This is a genomic window from Clostridium sp. 'White wine YQ', assembly GCF_028728205.1.
Classification (GTDB): Bacteria; Bacillota; Clostridia; order Clostridiales; family Clostridiaceae; genus Clostridium_T.
Genome location: NZ_JAQYUU010000003.1, coordinates 325,049 through 341,598, shown reverse-complemented (window position 1 = coordinate 341,598; position 16,550 = coordinate 325,049). Strand labels below are relative to the sequence as shown.

General features: G+C 30.2%; 17 protein-coding genes. 10 read left to right on the top strand and 7 right to left on the bottom strand.

Features of this window, described 5'->3' with window-relative positions; translation table 11 throughout:
* Window positions 1-80 precede the first annotated feature (80 nt).
* Window positions 81-707 (top strand): flavodoxin family protein, encoded by a 627-nt coding sequence (locus PTZ02_RS13815; RefSeq protein WP_274228384.1) that lies wholly within the window; start codon window positions 81-83, stop codon window positions 705-707.
* Window positions 708-758: 51 nt separating this feature from the next.
* On the opposite strand, the gene PTZ02_RS13810 is transcribed toward PTZ02_RS13815, so the two are convergent.
* Window positions 759-1,298 carry a TetR/AcrR family transcriptional regulator gene (locus PTZ02_RS13810; protein ID WP_274228383.1) on the bottom strand — a complete coding sequence of 180 codons (540 nt, stop codon included), beginning with the start codon at window positions 1,296-1,298 and terminating at the stop codon, window positions 759-761.
* 117 nt (window positions 1,299-1,415) lie between these two features.
* On the opposite strand from PTZ02_RS13810, the gene PTZ02_RS13805 reads away from it, so the two are divergent.
* Window positions 1,416-2,162, top strand: a complete 747-nt coding sequence (locus PTZ02_RS13805; protein WP_274228382.1) for an EFR1 family ferrodoxin — start codon at window positions 1,416-1,418, stop codon at window positions 2,160-2,162.
* 114 nt (window positions 2,163-2,276) lie between these two features.
* Window positions 2,277-2,900 (top strand): HAD family hydrolase, encoded by a 624-nt coding sequence (locus PTZ02_RS13800; protein ID WP_274228381.1) that lies wholly within the window; start codon window positions 2,277-2,279, stop codon window positions 2,898-2,900.
* Window positions 2,901-2,958: 58 nt separating this feature from the next.
* Here the strand turns inward: PTZ02_RS13800 and PTZ02_RS13795 are convergent, their stop codons facing one another.
* Window positions 2,959-3,942: an oxidoreductase gene (locus PTZ02_RS13795; RefSeq protein WP_274228380.1), complete on the bottom strand. Its 984-nt coding sequence runs from the start codon at window positions 3,940-3,942 to the stop codon at window positions 2,959-2,961.
* A gap of 171 nt (window positions 3,943-4,113) precedes the next feature.
* Here PTZ02_RS13795 and PTZ02_RS13790 point away from each other — a divergent pair, with 171 nt between their 5' ends.
* Window positions 4,114-4,617 (top strand): MerR family transcriptional regulator, encoded by a 504-nt coding sequence (locus PTZ02_RS13790; RefSeq protein WP_274228379.1) that lies wholly within the window; start codon window positions 4,114-4,116, stop codon window positions 4,615-4,617.
* Here PTZ02_RS13790 and PTZ02_RS13785 read toward each other — a convergent pair.
* The 3 genes from PTZ02_RS13785 to PTZ02_RS13775 form a co-directional block, all read right to left on the bottom strand.
* Window positions 4,576-5,865, bottom strand: a complete 1,290-nt coding sequence (locus PTZ02_RS13785) for a VTT domain-containing protein (protein ID WP_274228378.1) — start codon at window positions 5,863-5,865, stop codon at window positions 4,576-4,578. The genes PTZ02_RS13790 and PTZ02_RS13785 overlap by 42 nt on opposite strands.
* Window positions 5,866-6,215: 350 nt before the next feature.
* Window positions 6,216-6,785, bottom strand: coding sequence for a DUF6143 family protein (locus tag PTZ02_RS13780; RefSeq protein WP_274228377.1), 570 nt, complete (start codon window positions 6,783-6,785; stop codon window positions 6,216-6,218).
* 1 nt (window position 6,786) lies between these two features.
* A complete protein-coding gene (locus PTZ02_RS13775) occupies window positions 6,787-7,371 on the bottom strand; it encodes a DUF6143 family protein (RefSeq protein WP_274228376.1) in 585 nt (194 codons plus the stop codon).
* Window positions 7,372-7,576: 205 nt separating this feature from the next.
* On the opposite strand from PTZ02_RS13775, the gene PTZ02_RS13770 reads away from it, so the two are divergent.
* From PTZ02_RS13770 to PTZ02_RS13745, 6 genes are all read left to right on the top strand, one after another.
* Entirely contained in the window at window positions 7,577-9,064 is a 1,488-nt protein-coding gene (locus tag PTZ02_RS13770) for an MBOAT family O-acyltransferase (protein ID WP_274228375.1), read from the top strand.
* Window positions 9,065-9,075: 11 nt separating this feature from the next.
* Window positions 9,076-10,119, top strand: coding sequence for a hypothetical protein (locus PTZ02_RS13765; RefSeq protein WP_274228374.1), 1,044 nt, complete (start codon window positions 9,076-9,078; stop codon window positions 10,117-10,119).
* Between the two features lie 148 nt (window positions 10,120-10,267).
* Complete coding sequence (locus PTZ02_RS13760; protein WP_274228373.1) at window positions 10,268-11,386, top strand: glycosyltransferase; 1,119 nt, start codon at window positions 10,268-10,270, stop codon at window positions 11,384-11,386.
* A gap of 82 nt (window positions 11,387-11,468) precedes the next feature.
* The gene (locus tag PTZ02_RS13755; protein ID WP_274228372.1) at window positions 11,469-12,173 is read left to right on the top strand and encodes a sugar phosphate nucleotidyltransferase; all 705 of its coding nucleotides are present in this window, start codon (window positions 11,469-11,471) and stop codon (window positions 12,171-12,173) included.
* A 23-nt stretch (window positions 12,174-12,196) separates the two neighbouring features.
* On the top strand, window positions 12,197-13,075 hold the full coding sequence (locus PTZ02_RS13750) for an NAD-dependent epimerase/dehydratase family protein (protein WP_274228371.1): 879 nt from the start codon (window positions 12,197-12,199) through the stop codon (window positions 13,073-13,075).
* A 96-nt stretch (window positions 13,076-13,171) separates the two neighbouring features.
* Window positions 13,172-14,950: a tetratricopeptide repeat-containing glycosyltransferase family 2 protein gene (locus tag PTZ02_RS13745; RefSeq protein WP_274228370.1), complete on the top strand. Its 1,779-nt coding sequence runs from the start codon at window positions 13,172-13,174 to the stop codon at window positions 14,948-14,950.
* Window positions 14,951-15,073: 123 nt separating this feature from the next.
* Here the strand turns inward: PTZ02_RS13745 and PTZ02_RS13740 are convergent, their stop codons facing one another.
* Both PTZ02_RS13740 and PTZ02_RS13735 read right to left on the bottom strand, forming a co-directional pair.
* Entirely contained in the window at window positions 15,074-15,886 is an 813-nt protein-coding gene (locus tag PTZ02_RS13740) for a DNRLRE domain-containing protein (protein ID WP_274228369.1), read from the bottom strand.
* Window positions 15,887-15,957: 71 nt separating this feature from the next.
* A complete protein-coding gene (locus PTZ02_RS13735; RefSeq protein ID WP_274228368.1) occupies window positions 15,958-16,257 on the bottom strand; it encodes a hypothetical protein in 300 nt (99 codons plus the stop codon).
* Window positions 16,258-16,550: the final 293 nt, after the last annotated feature.

Here is a 16,550-nt window from a genome sequence, read left to right as displayed (position 1 = left end):
AAAAGTGCTTACTTTCTTTATACTAGTTATTATATTTATAATAAAGATAGATAGTATTTATATTATATGAGGTGAATAAAATGAAGGTATTACTTATTAATGGAAGTCCAAAAGCTAAAGGCTGTACTTATACTGCGTTAAGTGAAGTGGCGAAGGAACTAGAAAAAGAAAATATAGAAACAGAAATTTTCCATGTTGGAGGTCAACCTATACGTGGCTGTATGGCATGTGGCGGATGTCGTAGAAATGGTGATGGGAAATGTGTGTTTAATGATGACACTGTAAATATTGCGTTAGAGAAGATTAAGGAAGCCGATGGACTTATATTTGGATCCCCTGTTCATTATGCAGCTCCGTCAGGATTAATTACATCTTTCTTAGATAGAGTGTTTTATGCAGGAAATTGCTTTGAAAATAAGCCCGGAGCTGCGATTGTAAGTTGTCGCCGTGGAGGATCAACTGCAGCTTTTGATCAATTAAATAAATATTTTACTATATCTAATATGCCTGTGGTATCTTCTCAGTATTGGAATATGGTTCATGGAAATACACCAGAGGAAGTGGTTCAAGATTTAGAAGGTATGCAGACAATGAGAACATTAGGTAGAAATATGGCTTGGATCTTAAAGTGTATACAAGCAGGAAAAGAAAATGGAGTTAAGTTACCAGAAAGAGAACCAAGACAAGGTACTAATTTCATACGTTAATATAGCAAGCAATCAGCATAATTCAATATTATACTGATTGCTTTTTTATAATTACTCGTTCATAAATTCACATACTGTTTGAGCCATATATTCATCACTTTGTTTCATGCCATCTTTTGCCCATTCAATTAATACATTGTATAGTCCACCTACTAAAAGTGCAATCCAAAGTTTCTGTTTTTCAGGAGGATAAGATCTATTACATGAAATATCTTGAGATAGAACATAAAAAGATTCTATACATTTTTCAAGGAGCATATTAGATAAATTTGACTTAATCAAGTTAGAAATCAACTTATCATGTTTTCTAAAGTACGAAAAATATAATCGAACATTTTCGTAGTTAAATTTTTCTTCATGTGGTTTTATCTCATTAAAGTACTCTTGAAACAGTTCTTCTATGTAAATATTAATAATGTCTTCTTTAATAGTATAATTTCTATAAAAGGCCATTCGTGATACACCAGCCTTTTTTGTTATTTCAGTTATAGAAATCTCATTAAAAGGCTTGTTTTCCATTAGAATCATAAGAGCAGTAAAAATACTTTCCTTGGTTAACTTATTCTGTATGTTACTTTTTTTATTTGCCATAACAATATCCCTTCTTTTGTAACGTTTCGTGTGTATGCTATTGAAAAGTTTTTATAGCTACATTATACTATACAAAAAGTGATGTTACAAATGTAACGGTGAAATAAGGGGGATATAATGAAAATATTATATTTTACAGCATCAGGAAATAACTTATATGTAGCAAAGAGAATAGGAGATGAGTATTATTCTATTCCAAAGTTAATGAAGGAAGGAAAATTTGACTTCGAAGACGAAAAGATAGGTATAGTTTTTCCAGTTTATAGTGGTGGAGTACCTAAAATTGTAGAAAAGTTTTTAAGTAAAGCTAAATTAAAAAGTAGTTACATTTTTGGAGTAGCTACTTATGGAATGTATGCAGGATCAGCATCAAGACATTTATTTGAAATTGGCAAAAGAAATGGAATAGAATTTTCATATATTGATGAACTACTAATGGTTGATAATTATCTTCCTGGATTTGATATGGAGAAACAAAAACAGAAGGAGCCTAAGAAGAATATAGAAGAAAATTTAAATAGAATAATTAAAGATATTAATGAAGGAAAAACGTATGTAAAAAAACATTCTATTATAGCTGAAGGGGTTAGAAAATTAACTAAGAACTTGACTAGCGATAACGAATTTCAAAAGAATTTTATTGTAGAAAGTAGTTGTAATGGGTGTAAAACCTGTGAAAAGGTATGTCCTGTAGATAATATTAAAGTAAATGGAAAGCCTGTATTTAATAATAATTGCCAGCAATGCTTAGCTTGTGCACATAATTGTCCACAAAGAGCCATAAGACTTAAAAAGGAAAAAGGTACAGCAAGATTTATTAATCAAAATGTCACTCTAAAAGAAATAATAAATGCAAATAATTAGTATTAAATAATCTTAAGGACAAATATGTGTATGAATATATTAAAAAGAGTTATGCTATAATTAAAGATATTATGGAATAATAGATTCATGGAAGCTTTTTAAATAGGAGGAAACATGAAATTAGATAGCATTATCTTTGATTTGGATGGAACCATATGGGACTCTACAGAAAGTATTATAGATTGTTGGAATAGAACTTTAGATAAATATGATGAGGTAACAAACAAATTAACTATTGAGGATATGAAAGGCATAATGGGATTAACTGTAGAAGATGTGGGGAAAAAGCTATTTCCATACCTTGATAATAATAAGAGGACTGAAATAATGGAAGATTGCTGCAAAAGAGAATGTGAGCATTTGGAGGAGAATGGAGCAATCTTATATGATAAAGTAGAGGAAATATTAGAAAAGTTATCAAAGAAGTATAATTTGTTTATTGTAAGCAATTGTCAATGTGGATATATTGAAGCATTCTATAAATATCATGGCCTTGAGAAGTACTTTAAGGATCATGAGAGTTCAGGCAACACTGGTTTAAATAAAGGGGAAAACATTAAATTAATAATGGAAAGAAATAATTTAAAAGAGCCAGTATATGTTGGAGATACTGAAGGAGACTTAAAGGCAACAAAAGTTGCAGGGATTCCTTTTGTTTATGCAAGGTATGGTTTTGGGGACGTTGAAGAATACGATTATGTTATTGATAGTTTTCAGGATTTATTAATGTTTATATAAGGCAAAAAGAAGAATCTATTTATTTTAGATTCTTCTTTTTCTTTAAAGCTATATTAGGTTATATGTTAAATTTAACACCAGTAAGATTTTCACTAAGCTTCCATAACTTTTTAGCTAGTTCAGAATCTATAGCCCATGGACGTACCCCATTTCCTTTCAAGCTATCCGCTGGAACAGCTTCGGCTATATCGCAGTCTTCACAGTAAACTCCGCCCATTCCTTCAAGATTAGGATTAGTTGCACACCAAATACTGGTGGCTGCTCCTTGCTCAATATTTTTAAACGCATCAGCATTTTTATTTTCATCAGGTTTTTTGTTGCTATTTTCTATTTGTCTTGGAGCAACTTTCTTGTCTTCAGAAAATCGTCCTAAATCAGTAGTTGGAATTAATCCAGGATGGACTGCAAATGTTCTTACTCCATACTCTTTACCTAGTCTATCAAGCTCTACAGCAAAAAGTACATTTGCTGATTTAGATTGAGCATAAGCCTTCCATTTATCATATTCGGTAATTTGAAAGTTTGGATCTTCGAAATTAACCCCTCCTAAGCGTTGAGCTCTAGACGATACAGCAATAACTCTTGCATTTCCAGCTTTCTTCAAAGCTGGCCAAAGTTTAGCAGTTAGATGAAAGTGTCCAAGATGATTAGTGGCAAATTGAGACTCGTATCCTCTTTTATCTCTCATTAGTGGAGGTGCCATTATTCCTGCACTGTTTATTAGAATATCTAAATTTTCTCTAGAGGCTAAAAATCTTTCAGCAAAGGCATCAATAGAATTAGGGTCCATAAGATCTAAGGTTTCTAGTTTAATATTTTCAATCCCTTTTACTGCTTCTTTAGCTTTTTCAATTCTTCTTGCAGGGACTATAACTTTAGCCCCGGCTTCCGCTAAGATTTTAGCTGTTTCTAACCCAATACCGGAGTATCCTCCTGTAACAATAGCAACCTTACCTTGCAAGGTTATTCCGCTTATAACTTCTTTTGCAGTTGTATAAAAGTTATACTCGGAGTGTATTGGTGATTGAATGGTTTTATCCATAGTATTCATCCTCTCCATAAATTAAATTTATCATTATGACACAAGTATATTTCTTAGAGTGCACTCTAAGTCAATAGAATTTTTCAAAAGTTGATTTTAAATTATAATAACCTTTATAATGAGTACTATATTTTAATTAAAACAAAGAATATTCTATAAAGGGGTGTGGATATGAGTTACTCAATAAAAGAAGTGTCCCAAAAGTTCAATATATCACCTTATACATTAAGGTACTACGAAAAGGAAGGGTTAATCCCATCAGTTAAACGCAATGAGAGTGGTAGAAGATTATATACAGAGGATGATTTAGGATGGATTCAAACTATAGATTGCATGAGAGCAACAGGAATGTCTATTGCTTATATAAAAAAATATGCTGATCTTTGTGCTCAAGGTGAGGATACTATATCAGAAAGACGCAAGATAATACTTGATCAAAAAAAGGTAATAGAAGAACAATTAAAAAAGTATAATGAACTTCTTAATTTAGTAGACTTGAAGTTAGATTATTATGATGAGAAAATCACTAGGGATGAATTGAAACAGATTTTAAATAAAAAAACAAATAGTTATTTATTAAAAGATAAAAGCTATCTAGAATCATTAACTCTAGATGGCCTTTTCATTATCTTTTTAAGGCTGTACTTTTGGCATTATTCTATATATTTCAAGTAGAATAATATTTAAAGTGAGCCATACTCCACCGAAGATGTATCCAGCATAAACATCACTGGGATATTCAGTATGAAAAAATAATGGATTAAGACCAGATAAAATACAAATTGATATGGTTATTAAAACCAGTACTGTATTAATCCAAGTTTTTTTAGAGTGGCGTATTAGTATAAAGGTTACAAAAGAGTAAGTAATGATCGCCATTAAAGACTCTTTGCTAGGAAAACTATATTGAATAGTTCCTAATAAATTTGGTGATGGACTTATACGCTTAAAGATATATCGTAGGATGAATTGATAAGCCTCTCCACCCAAAACTACAATGGTTAAAAATCGTATCTCAAGAAATGGGTCAACCCCTTTTCGAGTAATAAATATAAGCATAAATATCATTAATGGAATTAGCACCTTAAAAGAAGTTAAGTTGCTTATCAAATCTAGTAAGAAGCTCCAATTCTCATCGAAAATTACACTTACTAAATAAGAAGTAATTCTATCAAATTGTTCAAGTTCATTAGCTAAGTAGTCTTGAATTAATCCAATTAAAAGAGCAAAAAAACCTAAAAAAGCTGCAGAGATAAAGACTATAGTAACCTTTATTCTTCCTAGAGAATGAAATGTAGTCAAAGCTTTAGTTAGATACTTATAGGTGAATTCTATTATTTGATTTTTATGATTCTTATAAGAATAAATAATAACTAAAATAATTAGTATAACTAAGCTGCCTATGAGTAGATATCTTGATATATAGCCATGGAACTTATCCCAATTAGGACCTAGAAATTTACCTAAGGAAATAAAAGTAGATGCCCATATTAGTGCTCCAAGATACGCATTAATAGAAAATTTTTTATAAGATATTTGTGTTATTCCTGAAAAGTAGCCAGTTATATGCCTAACTCCAGGAATAAAGTAAGCAAAAATCAATAATCTATTCCCATAGGAATTAAACCATGATGAGGTTTTTTCTAGTCTTTCAGGCCCAAGATGAATATAGGAACCATATTTTTTAAAAAAACTAATCCCAAGTTTAGTTCCAGCAAAGTATGAAATTGTTATTCCTAAAGCTGCGCCAGAAGATGCTACCAATATGCTTAAAAGCCAGTTCATTCTAGAGTCGTAGATAAGAAATCCACAATAGGTCATTATAAGTTCTCCAGGCAAAGGAAAAGCAATTAATTCTAAAATTAAAGCAAAAAATAAAATTATATATCCATATTGGTTAATTAATTCTAATACAGTGTGCAAAGTATCACATCCTTAATTATGCGCTTTAAATATATATAAGTCAGTTCTTCTCAATTATTATCTTACATAAAGATTAAAATATTATTAGAAAATAATTAAACATTAATTAGGATAATAAAATGCAGATATTTGGTAACATCAAGAAATCATTTTTTCTAATTCACTTTTTATAATCTACCTCCAATTCAATATGAGAATTGGAAAAACTACAAATGCTCTATAATACAATTTTACTATTTGTGAATAAGAGGTGTCAAAGAGGGGATTATCTGTTCTAAAAGACAACATAGTAAAAAAAGGATGCTTCTCATTTATAAGAATGAGCGAACATCCTCCCATCTTCATTTAAATTAGCAGTTAATTTTTTCTTCAAACCAGGTATAGGAAACAATTGCTTTGGCAGGTTCATTAGGTGCTTCAGGATCAGATAATTCAATTAAGAAAGATCCACCAGGAGAAAATATAAATTTTCCAAACTCTACATCACCAACTGTTGTATTTGCAGGAGCTCTTCTAACAAAGGCTTTGACACCATCCTCAGGTTCACTAGTTACGTTAGTAGCTTGAAGAAACTTTACCCTTGGTTTTGGAAGTGGACATAGAGCTGTATTGCCAGGAGTGACAGTTAAAACATGCATCGGCTGACCTGTTGGGTAACTATTAAACCATATTTGAGCCCTTATTGGAGAATCTCCAGTGTTGGCTACTTCCCAAGAATAAACGAATAAATTTACGTTAGAATTAAAAGGATTAAATAAACCAGCCCATGCACTAGTTCCATTTCCAAAATGCAATTCATCTGTAGAACCTAAGAAAAAGTTCCCTTGAATTGATTGATATAAGTCGTAGGGCATGCTTGCCACTTGAGTTATAGGATTAGGTAAAACAATTGAATTTTGAAACTTATTACAGATGTCCATTCTATTGGCACCTCCTATTATCATTTATTTTTTCTTCACTCCATCCAAAGGCAACACGCCCCATTCCAGTACCGATTGTTCCTTTTGGATAGGAAATGGTAACTATTAATGATCCGCCAGGAGGGAATATCAATCTGCCATTTTCATCACTTGCAATTGTAACCTCAGGGTTAACCTCTTTTACATATATATTCTTTCCATCCTCAGGTTCACCCATTGCATTATTTCCTTGAAATAATAGTATTCTGGGCTTAGGTAATGGACGAATTGCAGTATTAGCAGGGGTAACTAATTCTGATTTTGTTGGGGTACTAGGAGGAGTAGCATTAGCCCACACTCGAGCTATTAGTGGGGCTTCTCCAATATTTGTAACTGTCCAAACGAAAGCAAAAAGATTTACTCCGGAGTTAGGTGGATTAATTAAGCCAGCCCATGCAATATTCTCACTTTCAAAATTCATATTATCAGCATATCCTACAAAGTATTTGCCTTGAAGAGATAAAAATAAAGGGTTGGCCATACTAGCAACTTGTGTTATCGGATTAGGCAAAATAATTGGGTTCTTATAATTATCACAGTCTTCCACTTTGATCACATCTCCCATTAAAATATTAGATTTTGGAAAACCCTCATCTAATATAATATGTAAAATATTTAGGATTTGTGAGATATATAAGTAGAAAGAAACACTTGAGGAGAGAAATGAAATCACTTGAATTTAGTATAAAAATTACCATATTAGGAATATTAGATATGTGAAAACAATCGAGTACTTAAGGAGGAATATTGTTTTGATATTTAATTCAATAAGTTTTCTGATATTTTTTCCTATTGTTGTTGTTATTTACTTTATAATACCTTTAAAAATCAGATGGGTATGGCTATTGATAACTAGTTATTATTTCTATATGTGTTGGAATCCTAAGTATGTATTACTATTAGGGGTTTCAACAATAGTTACATATTTAAGTGGAATATTAATAGAAAATGCAGACAAAATGTGTGATGAAAAAAAATCCATAACTATAAAAAAGATGTGGGTTTTTACGAGCTTTATAAGCAATTTAGGAGTGTTATTTTTATTTAAATATTATAATTTTTTTAACTTCAATATAAAAAGGGTATTATCTATATTTAATATATCAATAGTAACTCCAACCTTTGATTTTCTATTGCCATTAGGTATATCCTTCTATACTCTTCAAGCACTAAGTTATACCATGGATGTTTACAGGGGAGACGTAAAAGTTGAAAAAAGTTTAGGTAAATATGCTTTATTTGTATCATTTTTTCCTCAATTAGTTGCAGGACCAATAGGGAAGTCTAAAAATCTATTAAATCAATTTAATGAAAACCATTATTTTGACTATGATAGGGTGAAAAATGGATTGCTCTTAATGTTATGGGGGTTCTTTCAAAAATTGTTTGTAGCAGATAGATTAGCTATTTTAGTAAACACTGTATATAACAATCCTGCGAATTATAAAGGATTTCAAACAATTATAGCTACAGTATTTTTCACTTTTCAGATATACTGCGACTTTTCATCTTATTCAGATATAGCAATTGGTGCAGCAGAAGTAATGGGTTTTAGATTAAAAAACAACTTCAAGCAACCATACTTTTCGCGCTCTATAAAAGATTTTTGGAGGAGATGGCACGTCTCATTAAGTGCATGGTTTAAGGATTATTTATATATACCATTAGGGGGAAATAGACGAGGTAAGTTAAGGACATATATAAATATAATGATAGTTTTTCTATTAAGTGGATTATGGCATGGTGCTGCCATAAATTTTATAATTTGGGGTGCACTTCACGGAACTTATCAAGTATTAGGAGATATGTTTAAACCAATGAAAATCAAGCTCACTAGCATATGCAAGGTGCGAACAGAGGTGTTTAGCTATAAACTACTTCAAGTATTAGTAACATTTGCATTAGTGAATTTTGCATGGATATTTTTTAGAGCAAGTTCATTTAATGCAGCAAAAATTATGATTAGAAATATGATTTGTTTTAATCCATGGATGCTTTCAGCTGACTCTATCAGTAAATTAGGCATAGACTCAAAGGATTTCTTAATATCAATACTTGGTATAGCAATTGTATTAATTATAAATGTAATGCAAGCAAAAGGGAGCTTGAGAGTTAAATTGGCAGAGCAAAATACAGTATTTAGGTGGGCTGTATACTTTAGCTGTATTATTTTTATATTAATTTTTGGAGTTTATGGAGAAGGGTATAATCCACAACAGTTTATCTATTCCCAGTTTTAGGAGGGATATTAATGATTAGAAAAGCAATTATAAAGGGTTCAATTTTTTGTATTTTATTAGCAATTGTTATTTCTATTCTAAATTCTATATTTGTTATTAAGATAGATCATAGGAGCAAGTTGATTCAAGGATTGTATGAAAACACTGATGATCAGTATGATGTTGTTTTACTAGGTTCAAGCCACATGAATGGGGGTATTGATCCTAATATATTGTGGAGTAAGTATGGAATAAGCAGTTTCAATTATGGAACTGGAGGCCAGCCAATAGATGTTACATATTATTTATTAAAAGAAGTATTAAAGAAACATAAAAATCCTATTGTTGTAGTTGATTTGTATTACTTAGGAGCGACTGATGAATTTGGAAGTGAAGGATATGTTAGGTATGTCCTAGATAGTATGAGATTATCACAAAATAAAATGGAAGCTATTATTAATACCACGCCTAAAGATCAGTGGGCTAGCTTTCTTTTTCCGATGATTAAGTACCACAATAGATGGAAAGAACTAAATGAACAAGATTTTAGTTTTAACATTGGAAGTTCTTATTATGCCAAAGGATTTTCTGCTGGTAATGAAATGTATGGTGAAAATAGAAAAGGGTATACATGTACTAAGGAAATAGGGACTATTCCACCAAAGACAGAAAGATATTTATATAAAATTATAGATTTATCCAAGAAAGAAGGATTCAAGCTTATATTTACAAATGCTCCTTATGACTATGATAGTACTGCAGGGAGTAATAATTGGAATAAGGAACCAGCTAAGATGTTTAACAAGGTGTCAGAGATTGCGAAAGATAATAATATAACGTTTATAAATTACTGCGATAAATTTGAGGAAATAGGTTTTAACTTTAAAACAGATATGAATAATGAAGGGCATTTAAATATTTGGGGAGCAAATAAAGTAACTACTAATTTAGGAGAGTTCTTAAAAGAAAATTATAACTTAGTAGATCATCGTAGTGATATAAGGTATGCAAAATGGAATTCAGATTATAAACGCTATTCCGAGACTAATGTAGCTGCTATGGAGCAGAAAAAATAATATAGCTAATATTATAAAAATCCTACTTTAAAAGTTTCTTTAGAGTAGGATTCTTTTATTGCAGAGATAAGTAAAATAAGCACAATTCATTTTTAGATAAATATAATATATTAAGTCATAATGTTCTGAGACTATAGGAGAAGAAAAAATGCAAAGCTCTAAAAGTATAATATACAAGAACAATAAAAAAAAATGTTTAGTAATATGTCACTTTTTTTCTGTATATACTAAAAATTTTTTAATAAATTTAAAGGCTAGTCTTGATATTGAATTTGATTTATTAACTATGGATGAGAATTATAGAAGGGATAAGATAAGTGACAGTTTAAATGAAGTTTTTATCTATAAAAGTCTAAATGAAATGAAGGATATACTTAGAGACATTAAAGTGTATGATATTATTCATATTCATTTTTTAGCACCATTTTATGGACAAGTATTTAATGAAATTAGGGAAAAATGTACTAAGCTAATTGTAACAGTTTGGGGAAGTGATTTTTATAGAACAATAAGTGAAGACAAAAAGTATCAAGAAAAAATAATAGAAGTAGCAGACAATATTAATTTTGGAAATGGAGATACATTAAAAGAATTTGATAACTTTTATAATAATAGATATAGTCAAAAACTTTCTGTATGTAGATTTGGACTTATACAATTAGATTACATTAAGCGTTTTATGAAAGAAGGTAAGGACAAGATTAAGAAAGAACTAAAATGTCCACAAAATTCTATAATAATAACTTGCGGGCATAATGCGTCACCTGCACAAAATCATATTTTATTAATTGAGTCATTAATAAGAATAAAAGACAAACTACCGGATAGGTGCTATTTCCTATTTCCTATGACATATGGGGATGGGGATATAGTTAACAAGGTAAGTGAGAAACTTTGTGAATCTGGATTAAAGTATATGATTCTAGATGAATTTTTAAGTGACGAAGATGTAGCAAAGCTTAGAGTAATTTCGGATATTATGATCCATGTACAAACAACGGATCAGTTAAGTGGGTCTATGCAAGAGTATCTTTATGCTGGGAATGTAGTAATAACAGGTAGCTGGTTACCATATGAAATATTTAAAAATAAAGATGTTTATTTACTAGAAGTGAATAGAGTTGAAGACGTGGGTGAGAAAGTAATATATGCCATTGAGAATTTAGAAAAGTTAATAGTCAATTGTGAAGAAAATAAGGAAAAAATTTGGAATATGACTTCATGGAAAAAAGTAATAGATACATGGAGAAATGTTTATAAGGAATAAGGAACTACAAATATTTTAGAAGTGTATAGAGAACATGAAGTACTATAAGACGGATATTTATAATATATAAAGAGGTGAACTCATGAGAGCAATAATAATGGCTGGAGGGAGAGGCGAGAGACTTAAACCATATACAACTGTAATTCCCAAACCGCTTATGCCAATTGGAGATATAGCAATATTAGAATTTGTAATTTTGAAGTTGAAGAAGGCAGGTTTCGATAGAATAACTATAACATTAGGGTATCTTGGGAATCTTATTGAGGCTTATGTTGGTAATGGCTCAAGATTTGGAATACCTATAGATTTTATTTATGAAGAAAAGCCACTAAGTACAATTGGACCATTGGCGTTTATAGAAGATTTAAATGAAACCTTTATTGTAATGAATGGAGATATACTTACGGATATAGATTTTAATAAACTAATAGGGTTTCACAGAAAAAGAAGAGCAAAAGCTACGATAGCTACAAATAAAAGATTCTCAAAGATTGATTTTGGAGTTTTAAGCTTTAATCGTGATAGACTTATTACTGGTTTTATAGAAAAACCAGAATATAACTATGACGTAAGTATGGGGATTTACGTGTTTGAACCAGAAGTTTTAGAGTATGTAAAGAAAGGGATTCCATATGGGCTTGATTCTCTAGTATTAGATATGATTCAAAATAGTGATAGAATATATAGCTTTGAATTTGATGGATATTGGTTAGATATTGGAAGACCAGATGATTATGAGAAGGCAATTGAGATGTTCACGAAAATAGGTAAAGATTCTATTCAATAAGTATAGAAAAGAAGGTGGTTCATTTGAATCAGGTAGTAGTAACAGGATCAAATGGATTTGTTGGGAGAAGATTGAAAGAAAAGTTAATAGAACTAAAATATGATGTTTTGGAGTTAAACTCTTCAAATGGAGATGTTACAAGTATAGAAACTTTAAGAAGTTTTAATTTTGAAAAGATAAGTCATATTTTTCATTTGGCAGCAAAAACATTTGTTCCAGAAAGTTGGACTCATCCAGAAGAGTTCTATAAGGTTAATTCTTTTGGAACTTTAAATATATTAGAAATATGTAAGGAATATAACATTGATTTAACATTTATTAGTTCATATATCTACGGACAACCTAAAACCATGCCTATCTCAGAATCTTTGGCTATATCCCCGAATAATCCTTATGCGCATTCTAAGTATATAGCAGAGCAATTGTGTGAGTTTTATTCAAGGGAATTTAATGTAAATATAAGTATTATACGTCCTTTCAATATATATGGAATAGGGCAAAATAAAAAATTTCTAATTCCACATATAATCGATCAAGCTCTATATAGTAATGAAATAAAAGTTAAAGATTTATCGCCTAAAAGAGATTATATTTATTTAGAGGATATAGTTGATGCAATACTTTTAACTATAAATAATAAAAATAAAAATTATTCTGTATATAATATTGGGAGTGGTTATTCAATTAGTGTGAGGCAAGTAATTGAAGTCGTCCTAGAAATATTAAATATTGAGAAGAAAGTAATCTGTGAGGATGGTCAAAGAAAAAATGAAATGAACGATGTAGTAGCTGATATAACAAAAGCTAATAGAGAGTTAAACTGGTATCCTAAGTATTCTTTTTTAGAGGGGATAAAGAAGATAATTGATCGAGAAATAAGCAATAAACTACTAAATATCTAACCTAAGATTAGAAGCTAAAGAACTTCTGTGATAGTCTTACATATCATAATAATATACGTATGAATGTTAGTATAAGCAGCTTAGGAGGGTTATGGCGTGAGTAATGAAGTAAGCTTATGTATGATTGTTAAGGATGAAGAGGAGTATTTAGCAACCTGTTTAGAAAGTGTCAAGGATATTGTAGATGAAGTTATAGTTGTAGACACAGGGTCTTCAGATAGAACAGTAGCCATTGCTAAAAATTTTAATGCAAAGATACATTATTATAAATGGAATAATAGCTTTAGTGATGCCAGAAATGAATCATTAAAATATGCCACTAAAGATTGGATACTAATTCTTGATGCAGATGAGGAATTAAGTAATGACTCTATAGAAGTCCTAAAGAAATTATTAGAAAGTTCGTTAAACGAAGACACCATTTATTTCTTTGAAACCTTAAGTTATTATGGGGACTCAATTGATAAAACTTCTATAAGTATAAATTTAAATCCAAGGTTGTTTAAAAACAATCAAGGAACGCATTATGAAGGAGAAATTCATAATCAATTAATATATTCAGAAAAAAAATATGGTGTAATGTGCAGGGATATAAAGGTTTATCATTACGGTTATCTAAATAAAAGCATATACTCAAAGAATAAGAAAGATAGAAATATAACTCTCTTAGAAGAACAAATAAGAAAAGATCCCAATAATGCATTTGCCCATTTTAATCTAGGAACTGAATATGCTAGACTAGATGATTCAGAAAAAGCTTTACAGCATTATTATAAATCTTATGAAAAATTTGATCCCCGAAAAGGATATAGCTATTTGTTGATATTTAGGATAGCTTTTGAAAATTGTAAAATTAAAGATTATGAGACAACCTTAAAGTTTATAAATATTGGAATAGAGCATTATCCTAAGTTTACAGAATTATATTTTTTAAGGTCATTAGTTTACAAGGATATGAATATGCCAATTAAGCAAATTAGGGAGTTAGAGAAATGCGTTGAATTAGGGGAGGCACCTATTCAATATAGATGCATATTGGGAGTAGGAGACTTTAAGGCTTATTATGAATTAGGGAATGTATATTTTAATTTAAAGGACTATGAGACTGCATATAATTATTATGAAAAGGCTATAAATGTTGATTTTATCAGTCCTATATATTCAATTGGATTTATATTAAAAAATAAAAATACACCAGTAGATGAATTTAAAAAAATACTTGAGAAGCATTTAGATAATTATACTGAAGCTGATAAAGTTATGGCAGAGTTGTTCTATTCTCAAGGACTTTATAAAACAGCCTTAGAATATATAATTAAATATGAACAAACAGGAGTTTTTACAGATGATATGATTATTCTCAAAGCAAGATGTCTTGTAAGAACAGGGGCATTTGAGGAATGCATAAACATGGAGAATATGAATGGAAAAAGTGATACTTATGTATACTTTTTAGTTCATAAAGTCTTAAGTAGTATATTAACCAATAATTATGAGAAGGCTTTAAGTTTAATCAACAGTGTTAATTATGAAACTTTGTCAGATTATAATAAAAAATTTATAAAAGTATATTCACAGTGTTTGAATATTTTTAAGGGGGAGGAAGCTTCAGAAATATCTAATGATGAAAATGAGAAAGAATCTCTTGAAATGATTTTAGAAATTTGTGAGGTATTACTCATTAATGATAGATATGAAGAACTTAAAAAAGCAGTAAATTTATTAAATTTGATAAGTAATAAAGTAGCTTTACTTGAACTTGGGAAATTATATTATAATCAAGGATTTGTTGAATTAGGGAAAAAAGAAATACTTAGATCAATAAAAGAATTTGAAGTATATGATAGAGTAGGATTAGATATGCTAATGAGTTAATCTTTATGAAGTACGCTCTTATATAAAATAGCAAAAAGGTGCGAGTCTCTTATAGATATTGCTATAGTTTTGACTGAGCACCTCTTCTTATTGATGCCTGACTACTTAGAAGGAAATTGCACTCTATTCTTTGTATGAGCCGAACACAGTGCCTTCTACAGTATCACCAGGTTGTATTGGTGGGACTATAGCTACAGTGTAAGTCGCATTTACTGACAAAGAAGAAAGACTTGAGGAATTGTCATATATATGAGAAACATAGTAATTATCTTTAGTTCCAGTACCGCTTCTTGTTACCTGAACATTTACAACAGAGGCATATACTGATTGAGCAGCTACTTCACCAGTTACATCAACATATTCTAAGCTATGAGGTTGAGGATTAGGTGTTGGACTTAAACAACCAATTATATTTCTTTTGTTAGAGTAGGAGGCTTGGCTAATTGTTACATTAAGAAAAGTGATAAGATAGGAGTCTTTAGATATTGCTGATCCAAATTTGCAAACAATGTTACTTTCTTTGGAGTACAATGCTATGCAAGTATTAGGCATCCTATTCTTTAGCCAATATGATACAAAATATGTCAAATTAGCTGTAATGGCAACCTTGGAGGTTAATGGATAAAAAGTTCCTCGTATAACTGTGTTTACTTCAGGGCGATTATTAAAGGTGGTATAGGTGCTAAAGAAGTCCTTTAAAGGGCTTATAAATAAAGCAGTTCTACTATTATAAAAATTATCAGACTTAAATAAAATCAAATCTACATTACAAATCACTGAATCTTTAGGTATAGCTGAAATATCAAAGAATAGATAACTAATATAAATATATTCCCCGTCGTTACCCACAAGAATTGTATCTTCATTTATATTTCCATTAGGAACTCTATTCGTAACAGTTAGACTCTTAGTAGCTGGGATTAGCAAATTTGGCAAACTTCGTACCTCCTTTCTATTTATAGGATAATGCATGGAGGTATTTATGCCTCCATGCTAAGTTTAATGGTTTATGGTTCAGTATAGGACCATGATCTTAGTACGCCAGTAGTTTCATTAACAGTTTCTGTTGTAAGAATCTTTGGAGTAATTGTTAAGGTATAAGGAACATTTGTAATAGTCATTACACCTGTAGCAGCTGAATTATCATAGTCTATATCTCTATAAAATGAACGGTTAATAGTTGCTCCTGTAGTAACATTTAAAGTTATTTTTAGATGACCAATTGAACCAGCAGCAACAGTTCCAGAAGCTGTAACAACACGGCTTGATGCTGACTTAGGAGCATCAAAGTTAACAGTTAATGCCATAAAAACACATCTCCTTAGTTTATTATTTTTTATCCTATATTAGTGTATGAAATTGTATATAAAAGGTTACATATTCATATATATTAAGTTAATGATTATCTAAGAGTAAATTGATAACATTAATAAATATGCAAATGATGGTAAATTTATTTATAAAAGGAGAATCTCTGCAGAAAAATCTTCTCAAATATTAAATATAGATTAGATAGAAAATTACATATAACATTAGAGCCTAATTATCTTACGATAACTAGGCTCTAAATTATTTAATCTATGAGATATAAAAATAAACT

Excerpts from the sequence above, each read along its gene's own strand:
- PTZ02_RS13805 (WP_274228382.1), top strand. The coding sequence starts at position 1,416 with ATGAAAATATTATATTTTACAGCATCAGGAAATAACTTATATGTAGCA.
- PTZ02_RS13755 (WP_274228372.1), top strand. The coding sequence starts at position 11,469 with ATGAGAGCAATAATAATGGCTGGAGGGAGAGGCGAGAGACTTAAACCA.
- PTZ02_RS13795 (WP_274228380.1), bottom strand. The coding sequence starts at position 3,942 with ATGGATAAAACCATTCAATCACCAATACACTCCGAGTATAACTTTTAT.
- PTZ02_RS13760 (WP_274228373.1), top strand. The coding sequence starts at position 10,268 with ATGCAAAGCTCTAAAAGTATAATATACAAGAACAATAAAAAAAAATGT.
- PTZ02_RS13790 (WP_274228379.1), top strand. The coding sequence starts at position 4,114 with ATGAGTTACTCAATAAAAGAAGTGTCCCAAAAGTTCAATATATCACCT.
- PTZ02_RS13815 (WP_274228384.1), top strand. The coding sequence starts at position 81 with ATGAAGGTATTACTTATTAATGGAAGTCCAAAAGCTAAAGGCTGTACT.
- PTZ02_RS13765 (WP_274228374.1), top strand. The coding sequence starts at position 9,076 with ATGATTAGAAAAGCAATTATAAAGGGTTCAATTTTTTGTATTTTATTA.
- PTZ02_RS13810 (WP_274228383.1), bottom strand. The coding sequence starts at position 1,298 with ATGGCAAATAAAAAAAGTAACATACAGAATAAGTTAACCAAGGAAAGT.
- PTZ02_RS13780 (WP_274228377.1), bottom strand. The coding sequence starts at position 6,785 with ATGGACATCTGTAATAAGTTTCAAAATTCAATTGTTTTACCTAATCCT.
- PTZ02_RS13800 (WP_274228381.1), top strand. The coding sequence starts at position 2,277 with ATGAAATTAGATAGCATTATCTTTGATTTGGATGGAACCATATGGGAC.
- PTZ02_RS13735 (WP_274228368.1), bottom strand. The coding sequence starts at position 16,257 with ATGGCATTAACTGTTAACTTTGATGCTCCTAAGTCAGCATCAAGCCGT.